The organism is Pseudomonas sp. AAC, from assembly GCF_000725445.1.
GTDB classification, from domain to species: Bacteria; Pseudomonadota; Gammaproteobacteria; order Pseudomonadales; family Pseudomonadaceae; genus Pseudomonas; species Pseudomonas citronellolis.
Window position 1 is genome coordinate 48,288 of the sequence record NZ_KL647099.1, and the last position, 24,504, is coordinate 72,791.

At 70.7% G+C, this 24,504-nt stretch carries 19 protein-coding genes; 8 read left to right on the top strand and 11 right to left on the bottom strand.

The window, feature by feature from the left end:
- The first annotated feature begins 1,288 nt into the window (after positions 1-1,288).
- A complete protein-coding gene (locus FG99_RS33335; RefSeq protein WP_370311529.1) occupies positions 1,289-1,993 on the top strand; it encodes a methyl-accepting chemotaxis protein in 705 nt (234 codons plus the stop codon).
- 364 nt (positions 1,994-2,357) lie between these two features.
- On the opposite strand, the gene FG99_RS21580 is transcribed toward FG99_RS33335, so the two are convergent.
- Together FG99_RS21580 and cra are read right to left on the bottom strand one after the other, a co-directional pair.
- Complete coding sequence (locus FG99_RS21580; protein WP_043272547.1) at positions 2,358-3,137, bottom strand: TatD family hydrolase; 780 nt, start codon at positions 3,135-3,137, stop codon at positions 2,358-2,360.
- 5 nt (positions 3,138-3,142) lie between these two features.
- Positions 3,143-4,135 (bottom strand): catabolite repressor/activator, encoded by a 993-nt coding sequence (gene cra / locus FG99_RS21585; protein ID WP_043272548.1) that lies wholly within the window; start codon positions 4,133-4,135, stop codon positions 3,143-3,145.
- A gap of 228 nt (positions 4,136-4,363) precedes the next feature.
- Here cra and ptsP point away from each other — a divergent pair, with 228 nt between their 5' ends.
- The 3 genes from ptsP to FG99_RS21600 are packed head-to-tail and all read left to right on the top strand — an operon-like array spanning position 4,364 to position 9,944.
- Positions 4,364-7,240, top strand: a complete 2,877-nt coding sequence (gene ptsP, locus FG99_RS21590; RefSeq protein ID WP_043272297.1) for a phosphoenolpyruvate--protein phosphotransferase — start codon at positions 4,364-4,366, stop codon at positions 7,238-7,240.
- Positions 7,240-8,202: a 1-phosphofructokinase gene (gene pfkB / locus FG99_RS21595; RefSeq protein ID WP_051879115.1), complete on the top strand. Its 963-nt coding sequence runs from the start codon at positions 7,240-7,242 to the stop codon at positions 8,200-8,202. The genes ptsP and pfkB overlap by 1 nt, the downstream gene beginning before the upstream one ends.
- A gap of 14 nt (positions 8,203-8,216) precedes the next feature.
- On the top strand, positions 8,217-9,944 hold the full coding sequence (locus tag FG99_RS21600; RefSeq protein ID WP_043272298.1) for a PTS fructose-like transporter subunit IIB: 1,728 nt from the start codon (positions 8,217-8,219) through the stop codon (positions 9,942-9,944).
- 275 nt (positions 9,945-10,219) lie between these two features.
- Here the strand turns inward: FG99_RS21600 and FG99_RS21605 are convergent, their stop codons facing one another.
- The 8 genes from FG99_RS21605 to arnB are packed head-to-tail and all read right to left on the bottom strand — an operon-like array spanning position 10,220 to position 19,088.
- The gene (locus FG99_RS21605) at positions 10,220-11,596 is read right to left on the bottom strand and encodes a UDP-glucose dehydrogenase family protein (RefSeq protein WP_043272299.1); all 1,377 of its coding nucleotides are present in this window, start codon (positions 11,594-11,596) and stop codon (positions 10,220-10,222) included.
- Positions 11,597-11,613: 17 nt separating this feature from the next.
- The gene (gene arnF, locus FG99_RS21610; protein WP_043272300.1) at positions 11,614-12,069 is read right to left on the bottom strand and encodes a 4-amino-4-deoxy-L-arabinose-phosphoundecaprenol flippase subunit ArnF; all 456 of its coding nucleotides are present in this window, start codon (positions 12,067-12,069) and stop codon (positions 11,614-11,616) included.
- Complete coding sequence (gene arnE / locus FG99_RS21615) at positions 12,066-12,410, bottom strand: 4-amino-4-deoxy-L-arabinose-phosphoundecaprenol flippase subunit ArnE (protein WP_043272301.1); 345 nt, start codon at positions 12,408-12,410, stop codon at positions 12,066-12,068. The genes arnF and arnE overlap by 4 nt, the downstream gene beginning before the upstream one ends.
- A complete protein-coding gene (gene arnT / locus FG99_RS21620) occupies positions 12,407-14,053 on the bottom strand; it encodes a lipid IV(A) 4-amino-4-deoxy-L-arabinosyltransferase (RefSeq protein ID WP_043272302.1) in 1,647 nt (548 codons plus the stop codon). The genes arnE and arnT overlap by 4 nt, the downstream gene beginning before the upstream one ends.
- Entirely contained in the window at positions 14,050-14,934 is an 885-nt protein-coding gene (gene arnD / locus FG99_RS21625) for a 4-deoxy-4-formamido-L-arabinose-phosphoundecaprenol deformylase (protein ID WP_167543660.1), read from the bottom strand. Before arnD ends, arnT begins: the two co-directional genes overlap by 4 nt.
- Positions 14,931-16,934 carry a bifunctional UDP-4-amino-4-deoxy-L-arabinose formyltransferase/UDP-glucuronic acid oxidase ArnA gene (gene arnA / locus FG99_RS21630; protein WP_043272304.1) on the bottom strand — a complete coding sequence of 668 codons (2,004 nt, stop codon included), beginning with the start codon at positions 16,932-16,934 and terminating at the stop codon, positions 14,931-14,933. Before arnA ends, arnD begins: the two co-directional genes overlap by 4 nt.
- The gene (gene arnC / locus FG99_RS21635) at positions 16,931-17,944 is read right to left on the bottom strand and encodes an undecaprenyl-phosphate 4-deoxy-4-formamido-L-arabinose transferase (RefSeq protein ID WP_043272305.1); all 1,014 of its coding nucleotides are present in this window, start codon (positions 17,942-17,944) and stop codon (positions 16,931-16,933) included. The genes arnA and arnC overlap by 4 nt, the downstream gene beginning before the upstream one ends.
- Before the next feature lie 4 nt (positions 17,945-17,948).
- Positions 17,949-19,088 carry a UDP-4-amino-4-deoxy-L-arabinose aminotransferase gene (gene arnB / locus FG99_RS21640; RefSeq protein ID WP_043272306.1) on the bottom strand — a complete coding sequence of 380 codons (1,140 nt, stop codon included), beginning with the start codon at positions 19,086-19,088 and terminating at the stop codon, positions 17,949-17,951.
- Between the two features lie 360 nt (positions 19,089-19,448).
- Between arnB and FG99_RS33105 the strand changes: the two genes are divergently transcribed.
- From FG99_RS33105 to FG99_RS21660, 4 genes are all read left to right on the top strand, one after another.
- A complete protein-coding gene (locus FG99_RS33105; protein ID WP_043272307.1) occupies positions 19,449-21,464 on the top strand; it encodes an aminotransferase class I/II-fold pyridoxal phosphate-dependent enzyme in 2,016 nt (671 codons plus the stop codon).
- A gap of 71 nt (positions 21,465-21,535) precedes the next feature.
- Positions 21,536-22,324, top strand: a complete 789-nt coding sequence (locus FG99_RS21650; protein ID WP_043272308.1) for a transporter substrate-binding domain-containing protein — start codon at positions 21,536-21,538, stop codon at positions 22,322-22,324.
- Positions 22,325-22,375: 51 nt separating this feature from the next.
- Positions 22,376-23,086 (top strand): ABC transporter permease, encoded by a 711-nt coding sequence (locus tag FG99_RS21655; RefSeq protein WP_009617684.1) that lies wholly within the window; start codon positions 22,376-22,378, stop codon positions 23,084-23,086.
- Between the two features lie 10 nt (positions 23,087-23,096).
- Positions 23,097-23,846: an ABC transporter permease gene (locus FG99_RS21660; protein ID WP_043272309.1), complete on the top strand. Its 750-nt coding sequence runs from the start codon at positions 23,097-23,099 to the stop codon at positions 23,844-23,846.
- On the opposite strand, the gene FG99_RS21665 is transcribed toward FG99_RS21660, so the two are convergent.
- Positions 23,843-24,466, bottom strand: coding sequence for a TetR/AcrR family transcriptional regulator (locus FG99_RS21665; RefSeq protein ID WP_009617686.1), 624 nt, complete (start codon positions 24,464-24,466; stop codon positions 23,843-23,845). The two genes, FG99_RS21660 and FG99_RS21665, sit on opposite strands and share 4 nt — an antisense overlap.
- Positions 24,467-24,504 lie beyond the last annotated feature (38 nt).

The following is a 24,504-nucleotide window of genomic DNA, read 5'->3' on the forward strand; positions in this document are numbered from 1 at the left end:
CCGCCTGAGTTTCGGCATGAAGTTCAGCCTCATCAGCGTGCTTTTCTTCCTGCCGATGCTGGTGACCAACTTCTATCTGGTGCGCGACTCCTACCGCCAGTTCGTCAGCACCCGCGCCGAGCTGCAGAGCCTGCAGCTGATCGCCTCGGGCATGCAGATCCGCCGCGACGTCGAGGCCTACAACGATCTCCTGCAGATCAACATCGGCATCGGCCAGACGCGCACCACCGGCGACCTGGACAGCCGCATCGGCCAGCTGCAGCAGCGCCTGCACACGGCGCTTTCGGCGCTGCAGCCGGTGGCGCGGGACAGCGAGCAGGTGGCCGCCTTCACCGCCAAGCGCGACGAGCTGCTCGCCGCCCTCAAGGCCGTGGAGACCGAAGGCTCGATGCAGAGCAAGGCCGGCATGGCCATGCGCCTGCTGAGCAACGTGCAGATCTTCAACAAGCTGCTGGCCACGCAGTCCGGGCTGAGCCAGGACGACAGCGCCGAAGTGCGGCAGATGGCCGACCTGATCAGCAGCGTCACCCCAGCGGTCACCGAGACCATCAGCCGCGGCCGCGTGCTGGGCACCGCGGCGCTGGGCCAGGGGTTCCTCAATTCCTCCACCAGCGGCAAGCTCGACGACCTGCTGCAGGACCTGGAGAAGCTCCACGCCGAATACGCCCTGAAGCTGCAGGAGGCGCTGGGCGCCAGCAGCGCGGCGCAGCAGGCGCTGGCCGGCGAGGCCGAGGCCAGCCGCGAGACGCTCAAGAGCCTGGGCAAGCTGATCGAGGACAAGGTGGTGATGGCCGACTCCCTCGACCTGCCCTGGGCGCAGTTCTACGACCAGGTCAGCCAGGGCATGGACAAGACCTACCAGCTCAACGACAAGGTGCTCGGCTACCTCGGCGGCCAGCTGGAGCAACGCCTGACCGGCAAGCAGGCGCAGATGGTCCTGCTGGTGGTGGCGCTGCTGGTGGTGTTCCTCGCCATCGTCTACCTCTACGGCGGTTTCTACGTCTCCACCCGCTCCACGCTCAAGAGCCTGGGCGCGATGATGGAGCGCGTCGCCGCCGGCGACATGACGGTCAACTACCAGGCGCAGAGCCGCGACGAACTGGGCGAGCTGGGCCAGGCCTTCAACGAGACGGTGCGCCGCGTGCACGACCTGATCGAGCAGGTGGGCCGCACCGTGGCCGAGGTGGAGCGGCAGACCGGCCGCGTGGAAGTGGTATCGGCGCAGAGCAACCAGGCGGTGGCCGGCCAGCGCGACCAGATCGAGCAGGTGGCCACGGCGATGAACCAGATGGCCGCCACGGCCCAGGAAGTGGCGCGCAGCGCCGCCGCCGCGGTGGGCAGCGCGCAGAGCGTGAATCAGGAGACGGTCAGCGGCCGCGACCTGGTGGAATCCCAGGTGGGCAGCATCCAGCGCCTGGCCGCGGAGATCGACCAGTCGGTGGAAGTGATCAACCAGTTGGCCGCCGACAGCGCCTCCATCAGCCGCGTGCTGGACGTGATCAAGGGCATCGCCGAGCAGACCAACCTGCTGGCGCTCAACGCCGCCATCGAGGCGGCCCGGGCCGGCGAGCAGGGCAGGGGCTTCGCGGTGGTGGCCGACGAGGTGCGCACCCTGGCCAAGCGCACCCAGCAGTCCACCGAGGAGATCGAGCAGATGATCTCGCGCCTGCAGAGTGGCGTGGGCGCCGCGGTGAAGGCCATGGGCAGCAGCCACCAGACCGCCGATGGCACCGTCAGCCAGTCGGCGCAGGTGCAGCAGGCGCTGGACAACATCCTCGGCGCGGTGGGCATGATCGTCGACCAGAACCAGCAGATCGCTGCCGCCGCCGAGCAGCAGACCACGGTGGCCCACGACATCGACCAGAACATCGTGCAGATCAACCAGGCCGGCGAGCGCACCGCCCTGGGCGCCAACGAGACCGAGCGCGCCAGCCGCGAGCTGTCCGAGCAGGTGGTGGAGCTGAAGCGGCTGATCGGCGCCTTCAGGGTCTAAGGGGGTTCACCAGCAGCCCGGCACCCGCGCGAGCGCAAGGATGCTTCCCCGTCTCGCGGGTGCCGGGTTGTCGGTGAAAGGCTGTCGCCGGGAGCGTAGGGCGTATAACGCTCCGCGTTATACGCCGTTTGGCCTCGCCCCCGGCGGCTCCGGGGTTGACCTTGGCGTTGGCTGTGGCCCCGGTGTATCGGCGGATAACCGCGAACGGTTATGCGCCCTACGCTATGGGTGGGCCTGGCGTAGGGCGCATAACGCCTACGGCGTTATCCGCCGTTTGGCCTTGATTCCCGGCGGCTCCGAGGTTGACCTGGGCGTTGGCTAGGGCCTCGGCGTAACGGCGTACAACCGCGAACGGTTGTACGCCCTACGTCCAGCCGAAAACCTCCCTCGCATTCCGCGTACTAACCTCCGCCAACTCCTCCGCACTCACCCCCCGCAGCTCCGCCAGCGCCTTGCAGATCGCCGGCAGGTGCTCCGGGCTGTTGCGCTGGCCGGGGAACATCGCCGGGGCCATGTCCGGGGCGTCGGTCTCCAGCACTATCGACTCCAGCGGCAGTTCCGCCACCGTCTTGCGCAGGCGGTTGGCTTGTGGCCAGGTGGGCGCGCCGCCCAGGCCCAGGCGGAAGCCCAGCTTGATGTATTCGCGGGCTTCCTCGCGGCTGCCGGCGAAGGCGTGGACGATGCCGCGGCGCGGCGGGCGGAAGCGCTTGAGGGTGGCGATCATCGCGGCGTGGGCGCGGCGCACGTGGAGCAGCACCGGCAGTTCGCAGTCGATGGCGATGCGCAGCTGTTCCTCGAACAGCGCCTGCTGTGCCTCCCGGTCCAGGTCCTCGAGGTAGTAGTCCAGGCCGATCTCGCCCACCGCGCACAGCTTCGGGTGGCCGGCCAGGCGTTGCAGGTGCTCGCGCAGGTCGCGCAGGTGTTCGGGGCGGTGCTGCGCCAGGTAGATCGGGTGCAGGCCCAGGGCGGCGTAGAGCGCGTCGTTCTGCTCGGCCAGTCGCAGCACCCGCTCCCAGTTCTCGCGGAACACCCCCAGCAGCACCTGGCGCTCCACGCCCAGCCGGGCGCAGCGTTGCAGCAGGGCGGCGCGATCGGCGTCGAAGTCCGGGAAGTCGATGTGGTTGTGGGTGTCGACCAGGCGCATGGCGGTCACCCGGCGCGCAGCTTGAGGGTGCGCGGGATGGGGTGCACACCGGGTTGGTAGTGCTCGTGTTCCACGGCCTCCAGGGCCAGGTCCAGCGCGCGGGCGGCGATCAGCGCGTGCTGCTGGGAAATGGCGTTGACCTTCAGCGGCACGAAGTCGAGCAACTGGGTGTCGCCGAAGGTGCCCAGGCGCAGGTCGCGCGGCCAGCCGCCGGGCAGCGCCTGGAACACGTCGAACACGCCTTCGAGCAGCACGTAGGACGTGGTGATCAGCGCGTCCGGCAGGTAGCCCAGGCGCTGCAGCAGGCCTTCCATCAACTGGCGGCCGCACTCGCGGCTGAAGCTGGCGCCCTGCTCGATGAAGCGCTCGCCGCCAAAGCCCTGCAGGGCCTGTTCGAAACCGGCGCTGCGTTCCTGGCTGATGATCAGCTCCGGGCGCGCGCCGAGCAGGGCGATGTGCCGCGGCGCGGGTTGCAGCAGGGTGGCGGTGAGGCGCTGGGCGGCGTCGCGGTCGTCGCTGACCACCGAGCAGAAGCGCCGAGGGTCCAGCTGGCGGTCGATGGCGATCACCGGCACGCCCTTGTCCAGCAATAGCTGGTGGCTGTCGTCGTCGGCCGGCAGGCAACTGGCCACCACCAGGGCGTCGCAGCGCCGCGCGCGGAACAGGTTCAGGGCCTGGCGCTCGCTTTCCGGTTCGTCGTCGGAGCAGGCGATCAGCAACTGGTAGCCGCGGGCGCGGGCGCCCTGTTCCAGCAGCTTGGCGATGCGCGCGTAGCTGGGGTTCTCCAGGTCCGGGAGGATGAAGCCGAGGGTGCGCGTCTGCCCGCGGCGCAGGCTGGCGGCCTGCTGGTCGGGGTGGTAGCCGTGGGCCTCGATCACCGCGCGCACGCGCTCCACGGTGGCCGCGCTGATGCGCCGCTGCACGGCCTTGCCGTTGATGACGTAGCTGGCCGTGGTCACCGAGACCCCGGCCAGACGGGCGATATCACTGAGTTTCAACACATACCCCGGCACTGCTGACTGACAACTGGAGGCTTCCAAGGATCACGCATTATCGGGTAACGTGCCAGTCTCAATAGGTGAAACGATTCAGCAGAAGCTGTCCCCCTGCCTGCGGCCACTATGCTGGTCACCAGGGACAGCCTCGCTGTTCACCCCAACAAGCGGATAACCGCCCCGTTTCGGCAGCCCGGCCTTCCTCCCGGGCCAGCCGCTGAGGAGAACGATGTGCTCGAACTGACCGCGCAGCAGGTCCGCATGCAACAGCGGGCCGCGGACAAGCCGGCCGCCCTCGAACTGCTCTGCCAGGCCCTGGAGGCCGACGGCCTGGTCGAGCCGGGCTACCTCGCCGGGCTCAAGGCCCGCGAGGCCCAGGGCTCCACCTACCTCGGCCAGGGCATCGCCATCCCCCACGGCACTCCGCAGACCCGCGACCTCGTGCTCCGCACCGGCGTGCGCCTGCTGCATTTCCCCGAAGGCGTGGACTGGGGCGACGGGCAGATCGTCTACCTGGCCATCGGCATCGCCGCGCGTTCGGACGAGCACCTGAACCTGCTGCAACTGCTGACCCGCGCCCTGGGCGAGGGCGACACCGGCGCGGTGCTGCGCGAGGCGCAGGATGCCGAGCAACTGCTGAAGGCCCTGAGCGGCGCCCCGCAAGCCCTGGCCCTGGACGCGCAACTGGTGGCGTTGGGGCAGGGCGCCGAAGACTTCGACGAACTGCTGCTGCTCGCCGCGCGCCGGCTCAAGGCCTCCGGCTGCGTGGAGAGCGGCTTCCTCGCCGCGCTGCAGCAGGGCGAGGCGCTGCCGCTGGGCGAGGGGCTGTGGTGGTTGGGCGGCGGCGAGAAGGTCAGCCGGCCCGGCCTGGCCTTCGTCACCCCGCAGCGCGAACTACAGCACGCCGGCCAGCCCCTGCGCGGGCTGTTCTGCCTGGCCGAGCGCGGCGATGCGGCGCGCGTTGTGCTGGAACGCCTGTGCGACCTGCTGGTGGACGGCCGTGGCGCCGAACTGGCCCGTGCGACTTCGGTGCGCGCCGTGCTGGAGGCCCTGGGCGGCGAGCTGCCGGTGGACTGGCCGAGCCTGCGCGTGCCCCTGGCCAACCCCCATGGCCTGCATGCGCGGCCGTCGCAGGTGCTGATGCAGATGGCCCGCGACTTCGACGGCGAAATCCGCGTGCGTGTCGCCGACAGCGAGGCTGCGCCGGTGTCCATCCGCAGCCTGAGCAAGCTGCTCAGCCTGGGCGCCCGGCGTGGCCAGGTGCTGGAGTTCTTCGCTGAGCCGGCGATCGCCGAGGCGGCGCTGCCGGCCCTGCGCGAGGCAGTGGAGCAGGGCCTGGGCGAGGAAGTCCTGCCGCTGGCGGACGCACCTGTGGAACCCGAGGCGCCGGCCGAGCCGGAAGCGCCCTTGCCCGAACTGGTCCGGGGCGAGTGGCTGGGCGCCATCGCTGCGGCCCCGGGCATCGCCAGCGGCCCGGCGCATCTGCAAGTGGAGCCGAAATTCCAATTCCCGGCCCGCGGCGAATCCCCCGAGATCGAGGCGCAGCGCCTGGCCGAGGCCAAGGCCGCCATCGCCACGGAGATCGAGGCCCTGGTGGAGCACAGCCGAAGCAAGGCGGTGCGCGACATCTTCGTCACCCACCAGGCCCTGCTCGACGATCCCGAACTGGGCGCCGAAGTGGCCGTGCAATTGGCCGACGGCGCCAGCGCCGAAGCAGCCTGGCACGCGGTGATCGAACGGGCCGCCAGCCAGCAGGAGGCCCTGGGCGATGCCCTACTCGCCGAGCGCGCGGCGGACCTGCGCGACCTCGGCCGCCGGGTGCTGGCGCGCCTGTGCGGGGTGAGCCTGGCCACCGCGCCGGCGCAGCCGTACATCCTGGTGATGGACGAGGTCGGGCCTTCCGACGTGGCGCGCCTGGACCCCGAGCGCGTGGCCGGCATCCTCACCGTGCGCGGCGGCGCCACCTCGCACAGCGCCATCATCGCCCGCGCCCTGGGCATTCCCGCCCTGGTCGGCGCCGGCGAAGGCCTGCTGGCGCTGCCGCCGGGCACGCCGCTGCTGCTCGACGGCGAGCGTGGCCGTTTCGTGGTGGCGCCTGCGGACGAGGTGCTGGAACAGGCCCTGCGCCAGCGTGAGGAACACCAGCGCCGCCAGGCCCTGGCCGAGGCGCGCCGGCATGAACCGGCGCGCACCCGCGACGGCCATGCGGTGGAAGTCTGCGCCAACCTCGGCGACAGCGCCGGCGCCGCCCAGGCCGTGGAACTGGGCGCCGAAGGCGTGGGCCTGCTGCGCAGCGAGTTCGTCTTCCTCGACAGCCCGCGCGCGCCGGACCTGGCGGCCCAGGAAGCCGAGTACCGCCGCGTGCTCGACGCCCTCGACGGTCGCCCGCTGGTGGTGCGCACCCTGGACGTGGGCGGCGACAAGCCGCTGCCGTACTGGCCGATCCCCGCCGAGGCCAACCCCTACCTGGGCGTGCGCGGCATCCGCCTGACGCTGCAGCGCCCGCAGATCTTCGAGACGCAGCTGCGCGCCCTGCTGCAGGCGGCCGCCGGGCGGGCGCTGCGGATCATGTTCCCGATGGTCGGCCAGGTCGAGGAATGGCGCCGGGCGCGCGACCTGGCGCTGGCCCTGCGCGAGGAATACGACTGCGCCGACCTGCAGCTGGGCATCATGGTCGAGGTGCCCTCGGCGGCGCTGCTGGCGCCGGTGCTGGCGCGCGAGGTGGACTTCTTCAGCGTCGGCACCAACGACCTGACGCAGTACGCCCTGGCCATCGACCGCGGCCACCCGACGCTGTCCGCCCAGGCCGACGGCCTGCACCCGGCGGTGTTGCAACTGATCGACATGACCGTGCGCGCCGCCCATGCCCACGGCAAGTGGGTGGGCGTGTGCGGCGAGCTGGCCGCCGACGCCCAGGCGCTGCCGGTCCTGCTGGGGCTGGCGGTGGACGAACTCAGCGTGTCCGCGCGCAGCATCCCGCTGGTGAAGCAGGGCGTGCGCGAACTGGACCTGAGCCAGGCCCGCGAACTGGCCGGCGCCGCCCTCGGCCTGGCCTCGGCGGCGGAGGTCCGCGCCCTGGTGGCGCGGGCCCTGGGGGAGGCGCGCTGATGGCCCGCATCCTCACCCTCACCCTGAACCCGGCGCTGGACCTCACCGTGCGCCTGCCGAGCCTGGAACTGGGCGCGGTGAACCGCAGCGAGGCGGTGCTGGCCCAGGCCGCCGGCAAGGGCCTGAACGTCGCCCAGGTGCTCGCCGACCTCGGCCATGAGCTGAGCGTGGGCGGCTTCCTCGGCGCCGACAACGCCGAGGCCTTCGACGCGCTGTTCCGCCGCCGCGGCTTCCGCGACGCCTTCGTCCGGGTGCCGGGCGAGACGCGCAGCAACATCAAGCTGGCCGAGCGCAGCGGGCGCATCACCGACCTCAACGGCCCCGGCCTGGAAGTGGGTGCCGAGGCCCAGCGGCGCCTGCTGGACGGCCTGGACGAACTGGCCGCCGATCAGGATCTGGTGGTGGTGGCCGGCAGCCTGCCGCGCGGCGTGCAGCCGCAGTGGCTGTATGAGCTGCTGCTGCGCCTGAAGCGCCTGGGCCTGCGCGTGGCCCTGGACAGCAGCGGCGAGGCCCTGCGCCAGGGGCTGGCGGCCAAGCCCTGGCTGGTCAAGCCGAACGCCGAGGAACTGGCCGAGGCTTGCGGCCCGGCGGGCGAGGGTGGCGTCGATGCCCAGGCCCGCGCCCTGCGCGCCGGCGGCATCGAGCACCTGGTGCTCTCCGAGGGCGCCGAGGGCGTGCGCTGGTACGGCCCGGACGGGCTGTGGCAGGCGACGCCGCCGAAGGTCGAGGTGGCCAGCACCGTGGGCGCCGGCGACTCGCTGCTGGCGGCCATGGTCGACGGCCTGCTCGCCGGCCGGCCCGCCGCGCAGGTGCTGCGCCAGGCCACCGCACTGGCCGCCCTGGCCGTGACCCAGTTCGACTTCGGCATCGCCGACCGCGAGCGCCTGGCCCGCCTGCAGGAGCAGGTGGCGGTGCGCACGCTGGATCGATCCGCCCGCCCGCAGCGCCGGGCGGAGCCATGACAAGAGGTACGACGATGAACCTTGCCCTGATCACCGCCTGCCCCAACGGCCAGGTCACCAGCCTGCTCAGCGCGCGCCTGCTGCGCGCCGCCGCCGAACGCCTGGGCTGGTCGGTGTGCGTCGAGAGCAACGAGCCGCAGCGCCCCGAGCAGCGCCTGAGCGCCGAACAGATCGGCTCGGCCGACCTGGTGCTGGTGGTCAGCAGCCAGCCGCTGGACTTGTCCCGCTTCGCCGGTAAGCCGCTGTTCCAGGCGCGCCCGGCCGAGGCCCTGGCCGAGCCCGCGGCCTTTCTGCAACGCGCCGCCGCCGAGGCGCAGCCCTGGCAAGGCACGCAGGCCGAGGCCAAGGCGGTGCGGGTAGTGGCGGTGACCGCCTGCCCCACAGGCGTGGCGCACACCTTCATGGCCGCCGAAGCGCTGCAGCAGGCCGCCGAGCGCCTGGGCTGGCAGCTGCGGGTGGAAACCCAGGGCTCGGTGGGCGCGCGCAACCCGCTGTCGGCCGAGGACATAGCCGCCGCCGACGTGGTGCTGCTGGCCGCCGACATCGAGGTGAACGCCGAGCGCTTCGCCGGCAAGCGCATCTTCCGATGCGGTACCGGCGTGGCGCTGAAGCAGCCCGAGGCGACCTTGCGCAAGGCCCTGGAGGAAGGCGCCACGGAAAGCGCCGTCGCCGCCGCTGCGCAGAAGCCGGGCAAGGGCGAGGCGCGCGGGCTGTACAAGCACCTGTTGACCGGCGTGTCGTTCATGCTGCCGATGGTGGTGGCCGGCGGCTTGCTGATCGCGCTGTCCTTCGTGTTCGGCATCCAGGCCTTCAAGGAGCCGGGCACCCTGGCCGCGGCGCTGATGCAGATCGGCGGCGAAAGCGCCTTCAAGCTGATGGTGCCGATGCTCGCCGGCTACATCGCCTGGTCCATCGCCGACCGCCCGGGCCTGGCGCCGGGGATGATCGGCGGCCTGCTGGCCAGCAGCCTGGGCGCCGGCTTCCTCGGCGGCATAGTGGCGGGCCTGCTGGCCGGCTACTCGGCGCGCGCGGTGAGCCAGTGGCTGAAGCTGCCGCAGAGCCTGGAGGCGCTCAAGCCGATCCTGCTGATCCCGCTGCTGTGCAGCCTGTTCACCGGGCTGGTGATGATCTACGTGGTGGGCCAGCCGGTGGCCGGGCTGATGAGCGCGCTCACCGACTTCCTGGCCGGCATGGGCACGGCCAACGCCATCCTCCTCGGCCTGCTGCTCGGCGGCATGATGTGCGTCGACCTCGGCGGGCCGATCAACAAGGCCGCCTACGCCTTCTCCGTGGGCCTGCTGGCCTCGCAGAGCTACGCACCCATGGCGGCGACCATGGCCGCCGGCATGGTGCCGCCGATCGGCATGGGCCTCGCCACCCTGCTGGCCCGGCGCAAGTTCGCCCAGAGCGAGCGCGAGGCGGGCAAGGCGGCGCTGGTGCTGGGCCTGTGCTTCATCTCCGAGGGCGCCATCCCCTTCGCCGCCAAGGACCCGCTGCGGGTGCTGCCGGCCAGCGTGGTGGGCGGCGCGCTGACCGGGGCGCTGTCGATGTACTTCGGCTGCAAGCTGCTGGCGCCCCATGGCGGGTTGTTCGTGCTGCTGATTCCCAATGCGATGAATCATGCGCTGGCGTATCTGCTGGCGATCGTCGTGGGGAGTGTGGTGACGGGGGTGATTTATGCGCTGCTCAAGCGGGATGAGGTGCAGGGGATGGTGGGGGTGCCTGTGCGGGCTGCTGAGTGATTCCGTTGGGCAATGCACCGGTGCCAGTTCCAAGAGCGCCCTCTCCCTAACCCTCTCCCTGAAGGGAGAGGGGACCGTTCGGAGTGCTTGGATGTTCTGGAGTCAGCCGGCTAGCACGAAGTTTCCGACTGACGCCAGGCCTTCTCTCGGCACGGACAAGCCCCCTCTCCCTTCAGGGCGGGGCGCGCAGCCGAGGGCTGGGGAGAGGGAGCGGAGTCAATCCAACGCACCAGCGCCGCCGGGAAACACGGTTCGCGAGCAAGCTCGCTCGCCCCTCAGGCACTCCGCCGCAACGGCTGCTCCTGCGCCGGCACCGGCAGCCGGTGCGAATCCCCCCGGCCCATGGCGAAGTATTCGAAGCCATAGCGCGCCATCCGCTCCGGATCGTAGAGGTTGCGCCCATCGAAGATCACCGGCGCCTTCAGGCGGCTGGCCAGCAGCTCGAAGTCCGGGGCCTTGAACTGCTGCCACTCGGTGCAGATCACCAGGGCATCGGCGCCGCCCAGCGCTGCCTCGGGGGTGCCCATCAGCGTCAGGCGTTCGTCATGGCCATACAGGCGCTGGGCCTCGGGCATGGCTTCGGGGTCGAAGGCGCGGACCTTGGCCCCGGCCGCCCACAGCGCCTCCATCAGGGCGCGGCTGGGGGCGTCGCGCATGTCGTCGGTGTTGGGCTTGAACGACAGGCCCCAGAGGGCGAAGGTGCGGCCCTTGAGGTTGCCGCCGAAGTAGGCGGCGATGCGCTCGAACAGCTTGTGCTTCTGGCGCTGGTTGATGGCCTCCACCGCGCGCAGCAGGTCGCTGGAGCAACTGGCGTCGTCCGCGCTGTGGATCAGGGCCTGGACGTCCTTGGGGAAGCAGGAGCCGCCGTAGCCGCAGCCGGGGTAGATGAAGTGGTAGCCGATGCGCGGGTCGGCGCCCATGCCCTGGCGCACCGCCTCGATGTCGGCGCCCAGGTGCTCGGCCAGCTCGGCGATCTGGTTGATGAAGCTGATCTTGGTGGCGAGCATGCAGTTGGCGGCGTACTTGGTCAGCTCCGCGCTGCGCAGGTTCATGCACAGGATGCGGTCGTGGTTGCGGTTGAACGGCTCGTAGATCTCGCGCATCACGTCCAGCACCTCGGGCCGCTCGCAGCCGATGACGATGCGGTCGGGGCGGCGGCAGTCGGCCAGGGCCGAGCCTTCCTTGAGGAATTCCGGGTTGGACACGATATCGAAGTCCAGGCTGCGGCCATGCTGGCTCAGCACCTTGTGGATGTGCGCCTTGACCAGGTCGCCGGTGCCCACCGGCACCGTGGATTTCTCGACGATCACCACCGGCGCCTTGCGGTGCAGGGCGATGCCCTCGGCCACCGCGAACACCGCGCCGAGGTCGGCCGAGCCGTCGGCGAGCGGCGGCGTGCCCACGGCGATGAACTGCACCAGGCCGTGGGCCGCGGCGACTTCCACCTCGCTGGTGAAGCGCAGTCGGCCGGCCTCCAGGTTCTCCTTCACCAGCTCGGCCAGGCCCGGCTCGTAGATGCTCACCTGGCCGCGCTGCAGCTTGGCGACCTTGGCCTGGTCGATGTCCATGCAGACCACGTCGTGGCCCACTTCGGCCATGACCGCGGCCTGCACCAGGCCGACGTAGCCGATCCCGAATACGCTGATTTTCATGGTTGTGTCCCTGGTGGTTACGGGTGATTCGAGCGCACCGCCGTGCTGCCGCCCTGGCTGGATCCAGCATGCCGGTGCTTCGTTACGGTTCTTTTGCCGCGCGGCGCGTTGATGGTCAGCACGCCGGCGATCACCAGGGCCACGCCGAGGGCTCCGCGGGCGCTGAGCGGTTCGCCGAAGCCGGGCAGCGCGGCGGCGCCCAGGTAGACCAGGGCGTAGCTGATGCTCAGCAGCGAATAGGCGCGGCCCAGCGGCAGCTGGCGCAGGGCGCCCAGCCAGCACAGCAGCGACAGCGCGTAGGCCAGCACGGCGGCGGCGAGCACGCCCAGCAGCGGCAGGTGATAGGTGCTCAGCGCTTGCAGCCAGTGCGCCGGCTCGGGCAGGCGCACCATGGCCCAGCGCATCCCCAGCTGGGCGCTACTGACCAGGGCCACGCTGCCCAGGGCCAGGGCGAAACCGGTGATGCGGCTCATGCCTGCGCCCCCAGCAGCGCCACGCCGGCGCCGATCAGCAGGATGCCCAGCCAGTGGCGCGCATCGACGCTTTCGCCGAAGAGCAGGCGCGCGGCCAGGGTGACCAGCACGAAGTTCAGGCTCAGCATCGGGTAGGCCAGGCCCACCGGCAGGCGCTGCAACAGCAGCAGCCAGAGCAGCAGGGCGGCGCCCAGGCAGGCCACGGCCAGCAGCAGCCAGGGCGACAGCAGCTTGCCCAACAGGCTCAAGTCGCGTTCGCCCCAGCCGTCCACGGCGAGCTTCTGGGCCACCTGGCCGAGGCAGGTGAGCAGGCACACGGCGGCGAGCAGCAGGGCGGTCATGGCGCAGCCTGCGGGATCAGCAGGAACACCAGGTGGTTTTCCCGGTAGCTGGTGACATCCCGCGGCATCAGCGCCAGCTCGGCTTCGTCGCCGGGGCTGTTGATGCGCAGGATCACGCCCACCGGCCCCTTGCGGCGCGCATCGGCGAGCCAGGCGGGGAAGCCCTCCAGGCTCAGCGAGCGGCCCTGGGCGTCGGGGTAGCCGAGGCCGTACTTGAGCTCGCCCTCGGTGTTGAGCAGGAACACCTCGCTGCGCCCGGTGCGCCAGGCCAGCGCCGAGGCGCTGCCCAGGTCGTTGCTCAGCAGGGTGCGGGCGCCGGCCAGTTCCTCCAGGTGCTGGGCGATGAACTGGTCGGGCATCTTGCTGTTGATCATGCGCTCGGGCAGCGCCGCCGGCGCCGCGGCCACCAGCAGCCAGGCGGCCAGCGCCGGGGCGGCCCACAGTTGTTGCGGGCGCAGCCATTGCAAGGCGCCGCACAGGGCCCAGAGGGCGCAGACCAGGCCGATCAGCAGCAGGCTCGGCAGTTGCTGGTGGTACAGCGCCTTCTTCGCCTGCAGGAATGCCAGCGCGGCCAGGCCGAGCAGGCCCAGCAGCAGGTTCAGCGCGCCGTTCAGGCGCAGCGTCCGCAGGCGCCCGCTCTCCAGGGCGCAGGCCAGGGCATCGGCCATCAGCAGGGCCAGGGGCGCGAAGCAGGGCATGATGTAGGTCGGCAGCTTGCCCCTGGCCAGGCTGAAGAACAGGAAGGGCATGGCGAACCACAGCAGCAGGAACACCGCGTGGGGCGTGCGGCGCGCCTGCCAGCCGCGCTGGAAGGCGGCGGGGACCAGCAGCGTCCAGGGCGCCGCGCAGGCGAACAGCAGCGGCACGAAGAACCAGAACGGCCGCGCGTGCTGGGCGTCGCTGCCGGCGAAGCGCTGGATGTGCTCGTGCCAGAAGAAGAAATGCCAGAAGTCCGGCTCGCGCAGGTGCACCGCCAGCACCCAGGGCAGGCTGGCCAGCAGCGCCACCAGCACCGCCAGCGGGCCGAGCAGGAAGAGTTCGCCCAGGCGCCGGCGCCACAGCGCATAGGGCAGCGCCACCAGCACCGGCAGCAGGCCGGCGAGGAAGCCCTTGGTCATGAAGCCCATGGCGCAGGCCGCGCCCAGCGTGATCCAGGCGCCGAGGCGGGCGCGGTGCGAGGTGGCCTCGAAGGCGAACCACAGGGCGAACAGGCTCAGGTTTACCCACAGGGTGAATTGCGGGTCGAGGTTGGCGTAGCCGGCCTGCCCGGCGATCAACGCGAAGCTGGCGTAGAGCAGCGCGGCCATCCACGCCCGGCCCGGCTGCGGCCACAGCCGCCGGCCCAGCAGCCAGACCAGCAGGGTGCTGCAGGCGCTGACCAGCACCGAGGCGAAGCGCACGCCGAACAGGTTCTCGCCGAACGCCGCCTGGCCGAGGGCGACCAGCCAGTAGCCGGCGATGGGCTTCTCGAAGTAGCGCAGGCCGAGGAAGTGCGGCGTCACCCAGTCGCCGCGCTGCAGCATTTCCTGGGCGACCTGCGCGTAGCGCGTCTCGTCGGGTATCCACAGGCCGTGCAGGCCCAGCGGCACGAGGAAGAACAGGACCAGCACGGCCCCGGCCAGCAAGCTATAGCGCCGGTTCATCGCTGTACGCCCAGCCAGCCTTCGCGGCCCGCCAGGCTGCCGCGGCGCAGTTCGCCCAGCGGCAGCGTCGCCGGGTCGGCCGGCAGCAACTGGCCGAGGGGGCGGAAGCGGATGCCGCCCTCGCGGGCATGGCCCAGCAGCGCGCGGAAGACGTCGGCCATGACGATGCCTTCCACCTCGGCGTGCACGGTGTAGACGTTCAGCGCCCGCGGGCGGAAGCGGGCCATGATGAAGTCGTTGAAGGCGTCGGCGGAAAGGTCCGGGCCCACCACCTCGTCGAAGGTCGGCAGGTCCACCGGCACCTGCGGGGTGCCTGGGCGGCCGTCGGCCAGGCGCGGGCGGAACGGCGAGGCGCCGCGGCAGTCGCTGTTGTAGCGGAAGCCGAAGGCCTCTTTCGCCTGCACGGTGCGCTCGTCGGCGCGCCAGCCGGCCACCGCCGAGCAGTCCACGCGCTGGCCGAGGATGTCGCTGAGGCTGTCCACGCCCAGGGCGATCTGCCGGTGCAGCTGCTCGGCGCTCCAGTGGCCGGCGTTGGCCTGCCAGCCGTGGTGGTCCCAGGCGTGTAGGCCGACCTCGTGGCCGGCGGCCAGGGTGCGCCGCATCAGCGGGCCGAGGTCGCGGCCGATGGGCCGGCCGGGCCAGGCGGTGCCGGCCAGGAGGATGTCCCAGCCATACAGGCTGGCGGCTTTGGAGCGCAGCATCTTCCACAGGAAGCGCGGCCGCGCCAGGCGCCACAGGTGGCGGCCCATGTTGTCCGGGCCGACGCTGAAGAAGAAGGTCGCCTTCACCCCGGCCTCGTCGAGCAGCTCCAGCAGCCGCGGCACGCCGTCGCGGGTGCCGCGGTAGGTGTCGACGTCGATGCGCAGCCCGGCCTGCATCAGCTGGCGACCCTCAGCTTGCCGGCCTGCTGCTGCTCGGCGATGGCTTCGCGCAGGAAGAAGTCGAGGGTCTTGGCGATGGTCTCGCGCATGTGCACCTTCGGCTCCCAGTCCAGCAGGCGGCGGGCGTTGTCGATGCTCGGCTTGCGGTGCGCCACGTCCTGGTAGCCGTCGCCGTAGAAGCTGCGGCTCTCCACCTCGCGGAAGCCGGCGAAGGGCGGGAAGTGCGCGCGCAGCGGGTGGGCCTCGAACTGGCGCAGCAGTTCCTCGCCCAGCTCGCGGATGCTCGCCTCGTTGTCCGGGTTGCCGATGTTGACGATCTGCCCGTCGCAGCGCCCGCCGTCGTTGTCGACGATGCGCGCCAGGGCCTCGATGCCGTCGTCCACGTCGGTGAAGCAGCGCTTCTGCGCGCCGCCGTCGACCAGGCGGATCGGCGTGCCTTCCACCAGGTGCAGGATCAGCTGGGTGATGGCTCGCGAACTACCGATGCGCGCCGAGTCCAGGCGGTCCAGGCGCGGCCCCATCCAGTTGAACGGGCGGAACAGGGTGAAGCGCAGGCCCTTCTGGCCGTAGGCCCAGATCACCCGGTCGAGCAGCTGCTTGGACACCGAGTAGATCCAGCGCTGCTTGTTGATCGGGCCCACCACCAGGTTCGAGCTGTTCTCGTCGAAGCTGGCATCGCTGCACATGCCGTACACCTCGGAGGTGGACGGGAAGATCACCCGCTTGCCGTACTTCACGCAGTAGCGCACCAGCTTGAGGTTTTCCTCGAAGTCCAGCTCGAACACGCGCAGCGGGTTGCGGGTGTATTCGATGGGGGTGGCGATGGCCACCAGCGGCAGCACTACGTCGCACTTCTTGATGTGGTACTCGATCCACTCGGTGTGGATGCTGATGTCGCCCTCGACGAAGTGGAAGTCCGGGTTGCTCTTCAGCCGTTCGACGGCGTCGGAGCCGATGTCCAGGCCGTACACCTCGTAATTGCCGTCGCGCAGCAGGCGCTCGGAGAGATGGTTGCCGATGAAGCCGTTGACGCCGAGGATCAGCACCCGCGTCTTGCGCCGGGGCTTGCCCACCGCGTGCAGTCGCGAGCCGGTCACCAGGCCCATCTCGCGGGCCAGTTGCGCGCCGGCGAGGAACAGCCCGGCGTCGCCCTGCTGGCCGGCGACTATCTCCAGGCTGTCTTCGCCGCAGGCGATGCGCAGCGGCTCCACGCTGAGCACGGCGCCGGCCGGGCGGCCCTGGTTGCCGGGCACCACCTTCGACTGCCAGACGATCAGCTTGCGCTCGCCCACCGGGGCGAAGGCGCCGGGGTAGGGCTGCGTCACCGCGCGCACCAGGTTGTGCAGCGCGCCGGCCGGGCGGCGCCAGTCGAGCTGGCCGTCGGCGGGGGTGCGGCGGCCGAAGTAGCTGGCCTGGCTTTCGTCCTGCTCGCGCTCGACGAAGTCGCCTTCGAGCATCGCCGGCAGCAGCCGCTCGAGCAGTTCGCCGGCGGCTTCGCGCAGCTTGCCGTGCAGGCTCAGGGCGGTGTCTTCGGCGTCGATGGCCACGCGCTGCTGGGCGATGATGGCGCCGGCGTCGGGGCGCTTGACCATGCGGTGGAGGGTCACGCCGGTCTCGCTTTCGCCGTTGACCAGCACCCAGTTGGCCGGGGCGCGGCCGCGGTAGCGCGGCAGCAGCGAGCCGTGCAGGTTGAAGGCGCCGCGGCGGGCGCAGGCCAGCAGTTCCTCGCCGAGCAGGTGGCGGTAGTAGAACGAGAAGATGAACTGCGGCTGCAGCTCGCGGATGCGCGCGATCCACAGCGGGTGGTTGACGTCCTCCGGGGCGTGCACCGGGATGCCGCGCTGCGCGCACAGCTGCGCCACCGAGCCGAAGAAGCGGTTTTCCCGCGCGTCGTCGGCGTGGGTGAACACCGCGTCGATCTGGTAGCCGGCGGCCAGCAGGGCTTCGATGCCGGCGCAGCCGATGTCGTGGTAGGCGAATACGAGGGTCTTGGCGCTCATTGGGCTAGGGACTCGACGGCAGGGGTAGGGGAGATCGACGCGGTGCTGGCGGTGGGCAGGGCCGCGCCGCGCGCCACGCGCTCGATGAAGAAGCGCGGGCGGGCGCGCACGTCGTTGTACATGCGGCCCAGGTACTCGCCGAGCAGGCCCATGCCGACCAACTGCACGCCGCTGAACAGGAAGAGGATGGCGAACAGCACGAACAGGCCGTCGCCGGCCCAGGCCGCGCCGAACAGCAGGCGCAGCGCCAGCAGCAGGACGCCGAAGGCCGTCCCGGCCAGGGCCATGCCGGCGCCGACCAGGCTGAGCAGGCGCAGCGGGCTGGTGGTCATGCAGGTGACCAGGTCGAACATCAGGTTGACCAGGCGCAGGAAGCCGTACTTCGACTCGCCGTGCTCGCGCTCGGCATGGCCGACCACGATCTCGCTGGTGTGGCGGGCGAAGCTGTTGGCCAGGATGGGGATGAAGGTGCTGCGCTCGCGGCAGGCCAGCATCGCCTTGACGATGCCGCGGCGGTAGGCGCGCAGCATGCAGCCGTAGTCGCTCATGGCCACGCCGGTGGAGCGCTGCACGGCCAGGTTGATCAGCTTCGACGGCCAGCGGCGCAGGGCCGAGTCCTGGCGGTCGCCGCGCACCGTGCCGACCACGTCGTAGCCCCTGGCGGCCTGCTCGACCAGCCGCGGGATTTCCTCCGGCGGGTTCTGCAGGTCGGCGTCGAGGGTGATCACCAGGTCGCCGCGGCACTGCTCGAAGCCGGCCATGATCGCCGCGTGCTGGCCATAGTTGCGGTTGAGGATGACCGCCAGCACGTGGCTGTCGGGCGCCTCGGCGGCTTCCTGGAGCAGCTCGGCGGAGCCGTCGCGGCTGCCGTCGTCGACCAGCACGATTTCGTAGGCGCGGCCGAGCTGGTGGCAGGCGGCGTCGGTGCGGCGCAGCAGTTCGGGCAGGCTGTCCTGCTCGTTGTACACCGGGATGACCACGGAGACGCAGTCGATGGCATAGGGTTTCACGGGTTCACCGAAGAAGGGTTTCGCAGGCCCCGACCACGCGCTCCAGGTCGGCGTCGGTCATGTCGGGGAACAGCGGGATGGAACACAGGCGCGCCGAGTTCCATTCGGTGGCGGGCAGGCTGACGCCGGGGAAGCGCTGGCGGTACCAGGTGTGCAGGTGGGTGCCGATGAAGTGGATGCCGCTGCCGATGCCGCGCTGCTGCAGGGCCTGCATGAAGGCGTCGCGATGCATGCCGCAGGCCTGCTCGTCGATGCGCAGGATGAACAGGTGCCAGGCGTGCTGCTGCGGGTAGCCGGGCACGCTCAACGGCTGCACCGGCAGGTGCGCCAGGCGCTCCAGGTACTGCGCGGCGAGTTCGGCGCGGTGGGCGTTGAGCGCGTCCAGGCGCTCCAGCTGTATCAGGGCGATGGCGGCGTTGATGTCGGTGAGGTTGTACTTGAAGCCCGGCTCGATCACCTGCGCCTGGGGCTTGCGGCCGTGGCTCAGGCGGTCGTAGGCGTCCACCCCCAGGCCGTGGAACTTCAGGGTGCGCACGCGGTTGGCCAGGGCTTCGTCGTCGCTGACGAACATCCCGCCCTCGGCGCAGGTCATGTTCTTGATGGCGTGGAAGGAGAAGATCGCCGTGCCGCGTGAACCGACGTGGCGGCCGCGGTAGCGGGTGCCGGCGGCGTGGGCGGCGTCCTCGATCACCGCGATGCCGTGTTTTTCGGCCAGCGCGTAGAGCGGGTCGAGGTCGAAGGCGGCGCCGGCGTAGTGCACCGGGATGATCGCCTTCGTGCGCGGGGTTATGGCCGCCTCGATGCGCGCGGCGTCGGTCATCAGGGTGTCGCGGTCGACGTCGACGAACACCGGCGTGGCGCCCAGCAGGCAGATCATGTTGGCGGTGGACACCCAGGTCTGCGACGGGGTGATCACCTCGTCGCCCGGGCCGATGCCCAGCGCGAGCAGGGCGATGTGCATGGCGCCGGTGGCCGAGGCCACGGCCACCGCGTGCTTGCAGCCGACGTAGTCGGCGAAGCGCTGCTCCAGCAACTGGTTCTGCGGGCCGGTGGTGATCCAGCCGGAGCCGAGCACCTGGCTGACGGCCTGGATTTCCTCGGCGCCGATGCTGGGCCGGGAGAAGGGGAGGAACGCGTTGTCCATGCGGGTCACGGGACTGTGGCCATTGAATGCATCCATGCTCGCCGAGCAATCGTTAAGAACCCGTTATGAGCATGTTCGGAAAATGTCGCGGCCCTGCCTGCACCCTGGCGGGGCAGGGCAGACGGGTGGGAAGGGATCGTTGCGGGCCCTTCGCCAGGAGTGCCGGTGGCTGCCGCGCAGGGCGCCGAAAATGGGCCCGCAGGCCGCGGTCGCTCTATTCCGGGGCAAATTGAACGAGCGCTCGATTTGGCCGGAAAACACTGTTGAACACTCGTTCATTCGTGGTTATGGTGATGCCACGCCCCGCCGCCGAACGCCGTTCCAGCCGCGGGTTCTCCGTCATTCGGGTGAGGTCCGTGCATGCGTTATTCGTCGCTTGTGGACAGGATGGTCGGGCCAGGCGCAGCCGCCTGGGATATCCACTACGCCGCTGTGGCGGCGCAACGCGCCGGGGAGGATGCGATCGTCCTCAGCGTCGGCGATCCGGACTTCGCCACCCCGGCCTTCATCACCGACGCCGCGGTGGCCTCGCTGCAGGCCGGCGACACCCACTACAGCGACGTGGCTGGGCGTCCGGAACTGCGCCAGGCCATCGCCGACCTGTACCGGCGGCGCTTCGACCTGCAGGTGGGCGCGGACAACGTCATCGTCCTCGCCGGCGCGCAGAACGCCCTGTTCGCCGCCGCCCTGTGCCTGCTGGAGGCCGGCGACGAAGTCATCGTCTTCGACCCGGTCTACGTCACCTACGAGGCCACCTTGAAGGCCACCGGCGCCAAGCTGGTGGCGGTGCCCACTCCCGCCGACAACGGCTTCCGCCTCGACGCGACGGCCCTGGAAGCTGCCATCACCCCGCGCACCCGGGCGATCTTCTTCGCCAACCCGAACAACCCCACCGGCGTGGTCATGCGCCCCGACGAGCTGCGCGCCATCGCCGCCGTCGCCGAGCGCCACGACCTCTGGGTGGTGGTGGACGAGGTGTACGAGGCGCTGACCTTCGAGCAGCCGCACCAGAGCTTCGCCGCGCTGCCGGGCATGGCCGCGCGCACCCTGAGCCTGGGCAGCCTGTCCAAGTCCCACGCGATGACCGGCTGGCGCGCCGGCTGGATAGTCGCCGAGCCGAAGCTGGTCGGGCACATCGAGAACCTGGCGCTGAACATGCTCTACGGCCTGCCCGGCTTCGTGCAGGAGGCCGCGTTGGCGGCGGTGCGCCGTCACGACGAGGTGGCCGCCGGGATGCGCGAGGTCTACCGCCGGCGCCGCGACCTGGTGCTGCGGCAGCTGGCGCGCAGCCCGCGGCTGAAGGTGCTGAGCCCCGAGGCCGGGATGTTCGTGATGGTCGACGTGCGCGGCACGGGCCTGAGTTCCCTGGACTTCGCCTGGCAGCTGTTCCGCGCCTGCGGCGTGTCGGTGCTCGACGCCGCCGCTTTCGGGCCCCAGGCCGACGGCTTCGTGCGGCTGTCCTTCACCCTGGCCGACGAGACACTGGCCGAGGCCTGCGAGCGCATCCTCGCCTTCGTCGAGGGTTTGCCCGCGGCATCCCCTGTAGGAGCGGGCCCTGCCCGCGAATCGCGCGCAGGGCGCGCTCCTACACAGAGCGTGCTCGCCAGCAAACCCGTGATCGAAGTCCGCGACCTGCACAAGCGCTTCGGCCAGTTCGAGGTGCTCAAGGGCGTCTCGCTGTCGGCCCGCGAGGGCGGCGTGGTGTCGCTGATCGGCGCCAGCGGCTCGGGCAAGAGCACCCTGCTGCGCTGCATCAACATGCTGGAGGTGCCCAACGCCGGCAGCGTCAGCGTCGACGGCGAGATCATCCGCCTCGACCAGGACCGCCACGGCGAGCCGCGGGTGGCCGACCAGAAGCAGCTGACGCGCATCCGCTCGCGGCTGGGCATGGTGTTCCAGAACTTCAACCTGTGGCCGCACCGCACCGTGCTGGAGAACCTGATGGAGGCGCCGACCTTCGTCCTCCATGAGAGCCGCGCAGAGGCCCGCGAGCGCGCCGAGGCGCTGCTGGCGCGGGTGGGCTTGGCGGAGAAGCGCAACGAATACCCGGCCTTCCTCTCCGGCGGCCAGCAGCAGCGCGTGGCCATCGCCCGCGCCCTGGCGGTGCGGCCGAAGGTGATGCTGTTCGACGAGCCGACCTCGGCGCTGGACCCGGAGCTGGTCGGCGAGGTGCTGCGGGTGATCCGCTCGCTGGCCGAGGAGGGCCGCACCATGATCCTGGTGACCCACGAAATGGCCTTCGCCCGCGACGTCTCCAGCCACGTGGCCTTCCTCCACCAGGGCCTGATCGAGGAGGAGGGCACCCCCGAGGAGGTCTTCGCGCGGCCGCGCAGCGAGCGCTGCCGGCAGTTCGTCAACGCCCACCAGAATCGTTGAACCGGCCGCCCCGCGCGGCCACCCGGGCAAGCTTCTAGCACGACAAACCACAAGAAAGCGGAAGGGGCATCATGAACAGACAGGGTCTTTGCGGTTGGTTGGCGGGTGCGGCATTGCTGGCGGCGGGCATGGCCAGCGCGCAGGCGGAGACATTGCGCTTCGCCCTGGCGGCGGAGCCCTACCCGCCGTTCTCGGTGAAGCAGCCGGACGGCCAGTGGACCGGCTTCGAGCCGGACCTGATCCACAAGGTCTGCGCCGAGATGAAGGCGCAGTGCGAGATCGACGAGGTGGCCTGGGACGGCATCATCCCGGCGCTGATGGCGAAGAAGATCGACGTCATCTTCAACTCCATGTCCATCACCGACGAGCGCGAGAAGCAGATCGCCTTCAGCGTGCCCTACTACGACACCCCGGTGGCGGTGGCCGCGCCGGCCGCCAGCGACATCAGCGTCAGCCCCGAGGGCCTGAAGGGCAAGGTGATCGGCGTGCAGATCTCCACCGTCAGCTCCAACTACCTGAAGAAGTACTACGAGAAGATCGCCGACGTGCGCTACTACGACACCCAGGACTCGGTGAACGCCGACCTGGTGGCCGGGCGCATCGACCTGATGATGGCCGACGGCATCGCCGTGAAATCCTTCCTCGATTCCCCCGACGCCAAGGCCGCGGGCATCGTCAGCAAGGGCGAGGTGCCCCACGACCCGCTGTTCGGCCGCGGCGTGGGCGCCGGCCTGCGCAAGGACGACACCGCGCTGAAGGCCAGGCTCGACGAGGCCATCGGCAAGCTGCTGGCCAGCGACGACTACAAGGCGCTGTCGGACAAGTACTTCGGCCTCAGCGTCGCGCCCAAGCAGCAGTGATGAGCCGGCGCCGCCCCTGCCCGGGCGGCGCCGTCGTTCGAGGAATTCACCATGCAATCCTATCTCGACCTCGTCGGCTTCGGCGCCCAGGGCTGGGGGCCGGCGCTGCTGCGCGGGCTGCTGGTCACCCTGCAGATTTCCTTCGGCGCCTTCCTGGTCGGCATGCTGATCGGCCTGGGCGCCGCCAGCGCCAAGCTCAACGGCCCGCGCCCGCTGGCCGCCGCCGCGCGCGGCTACACCACGCTGTGCCGGGCGGTGCCGGAGCTGCTGCTGATCCTGCTGCTGTACTACGTCGGCTCCATGGGCCTGAACCAGCTGTTCGCCTGGCTCGGCTACGGCGACGTGAAGCTCAACGGCACCATGGTCGCCATCGCCGTGCTCGGCCTGGTGCAGGGCGCCTACGCCTCGGAAATCTTCCGCGGCGCCATCCAGGCCATCCCCTACGGCCAGATCGAGGCGGCGCGGGCCTACGGCATGCACGGCTTCGGCCTGTTCCGCCGCGTCACCCTGCCGATCATGGCGCCCAACGCCCTGGCCGGGATGGCCAACCTGTGGGTCAACCTGATCAAGGACAGCGCGCTGATCAGCGTGGTGGGCACCAACGAGCTGCTCTACACCGCCAAGCAGGCCGCTGGATCGACGCGCCACTACCTGACCTTCTACCTCACCGCGGCGGCGCTGTACTACCTGCTCACGGTGCTCTCCAACCTGTTCTCCGGCTGGCTCGAGCGGCGCTTCCGCCGCTGGATACCGGCGGTATGAGGGGCGCGCGATGAGCGATCACTGGATATTCGCCTACGCCAGCCTGCTGCTGCGCGGCCTGGGCACCACCCTGTCGCTGCTGCTGGTCAGCGCCGTGCTCGGCTTCGCCCTGGCGCTGCTGATGGCGCTGGCGCGGATGTCGCGCAACCTGTTCGTGGCCAAGGCCAGCCTGGCCTTCACCAGCGTCATCCGCGGCACGCCGCTGCTGGTGCAGATCTACACCTGCTACTACGGCCTGGGCAGCCTGTTCGCCGCCTACCCGCCGATCCGCAGCAGCTTCCTCTGGCCGTACCTGCGCGACGGCTACTGGTACATAGTGCTGGCGCTGGTGCTGTCGGTGGGGGCCTATGTCGGCGAAGTGGTGCGCGGCGGCCTCAAGGCCGTGCCGCGCGGCGAGCTGGAGGCCGCCGCGGCCTTCGGCATGCACCGCCGCCTGGTGCTCTACCGGGTGTGGCTGCCGCGGGCGATCCGCCTGCTGCTGCCGACCCTGGCCGGGGAAACGGTGCTGCTGCTCAAGTCCACCGCGCTGGCCTCGACCATCGCCGTGGTCGACCTGCTGGGCGCGGCCAACGTGGTGCGCGCGCAGACCTTCCAGGTGTATCAGCCGCTGCTGCTGGTGGCGGCCATCTACGTGTGCCTGACGTTCATCATCGAGGGCTGTTTCAACCTGCTGGAGCGCACCACGCCGGTCCGCCGCGAGTCCGTCGCGCCGCGTTCGCGCGCCGGCTGGGTGTTCTGGCGGCGCAAGGCGAAGGTCTAGGCGTAGGCGCCGCGGCGCAGGCCCTCGACCCAGTGGCGGCTGAGCTGCAGGCCGTCCTCGGCGCTGAAGGTGGTGGGGTTCAGGCACCACTCCAGCCACAGGCCGTCGAGCATGGCCGACAGGCCGATGGAGGCCAGGCGCGGGTTGGCGATGGCGAAGCCCTCGCTGCGCGCAAGGTCGGTGATCAGGCCTTCGAGCAGTTGCAGGTAGGCGCGGTAGCCGCGCTCGTGGGCGTCGTTGACCGGCGTGGAATGGCGGATGAGGCTCCAGAACACCACCCAGGGGCTGAGCAGGTCGGGGTCGAGCACGCCCGGGGAGAAGGAGCCGACCAGGAAGGCGTCCAGGCGCGCGGCGGGGTCCAGGCCGGCGGCGGCGACGCTCTCGCGCAGCGACTGGGTGACGCCGGCGGCGAGGCTTTCATAGGCCTGTGCGACCAGCGCCTCGATGCTGCCGAAGTGGTGGTTGACCAGGCCCACGGCCACCCCCGCCTCCTTGGCGATGCGCCGCACCGAGATGCCGGCGTGGCCATCGGCGACCAGGCACTTGAGGCAGGCGCGCACCAGGTCCTCGCGGCGTTCCTCGGGCGTGGCGCGGCGGGCTTTCTGGCGGGGGCTGTCCACGCGGGGGAGTTCCTTGTGCGGGGCGCCGGGGCGCGGTG

Coding starts and splice junctions, on each gene's coding strand:
- FG99_RS33335 (WP_370311529.1), top strand. CDS start 1,289: ATGGCCGCCACGGCCCAGGAAGTGGCGCGCAGCGCCGCCGCCGCGGTG.
- FG99_RS21580 (WP_043272547.1), bottom strand. CDS start 3,137: ATGCGCCTGGTCGACACCCACAACCACATCGACTTCCCGGACTTCGAC.
- pfkB (WP_051879115.1), top strand. CDS start 7,240: ATGGCCCGCATCCTCACCCTCACCCTGAACCCGGCGCTGGACCTCACC.
- FG99_RS21600 (WP_043272298.1), top strand. CDS start 8,217: ATGAACCTTGCCCTGATCACCGCCTGCCCCAACGGCCAGGTCACCAGC.
- FG99_RS21605 (WP_043272299.1), bottom strand. CDS start 11,596: ATGAAAATCAGCGTATTCGGGATCGGCTACGTCGGCCTGGTGCAGGCC.
- arnF (WP_043272300.1), bottom strand. CDS start 12,069: ATGAGCCGCATCACCGGTTTCGCCCTGGCCCTGGGCAGCGTGGCCCTG.
- arnE (WP_043272301.1), bottom strand. CDS start 12,410: ATGACCGCCCTGCTGCTCGCCGCCGTGTGCCTGCTCACCTGCCTCGGC.
- arnT (WP_043272302.1), bottom strand. CDS start 14,053: ATGAACCGGCGCTATAGCTTGCTGGCCGGGGCCGTGCTGGTCCTGTTC.
- arnA (WP_043272304.1), bottom strand. CDS start 16,934: ATGAGCGCCAAGACCCTCGTATTCGCCTACCACGACATCGGCTGCGCC.
- arnB (WP_043272306.1), bottom strand. CDS start 19,088: ATGGACAACGCGTTCCTCCCCTTCTCCCGGCCCAGCATCGGCGCCGAG.
- FG99_RS33105 (WP_043272307.1), top strand. CDS start 19,449: ATGCGTTATTCGTCGCTTGTGGACAGGATGGTCGGGCCAGGCGCAGCC.
- FG99_RS21650 (WP_043272308.1), top strand. CDS start 21,536: ATGAACAGACAGGGTCTTTGCGGTTGGTTGGCGGGTGCGGCATTGCTG.
- FG99_RS21655 (WP_009617684.1), top strand. CDS start 22,376: ATGCAATCCTATCTCGACCTCGTCGGCTTCGGCGCCCAGGGCTGGGGG.
- FG99_RS21660 (WP_043272309.1), top strand. CDS start 23,097: ATGAGCGATCACTGGATATTCGCCTACGCCAGCCTGCTGCTGCGCGGC.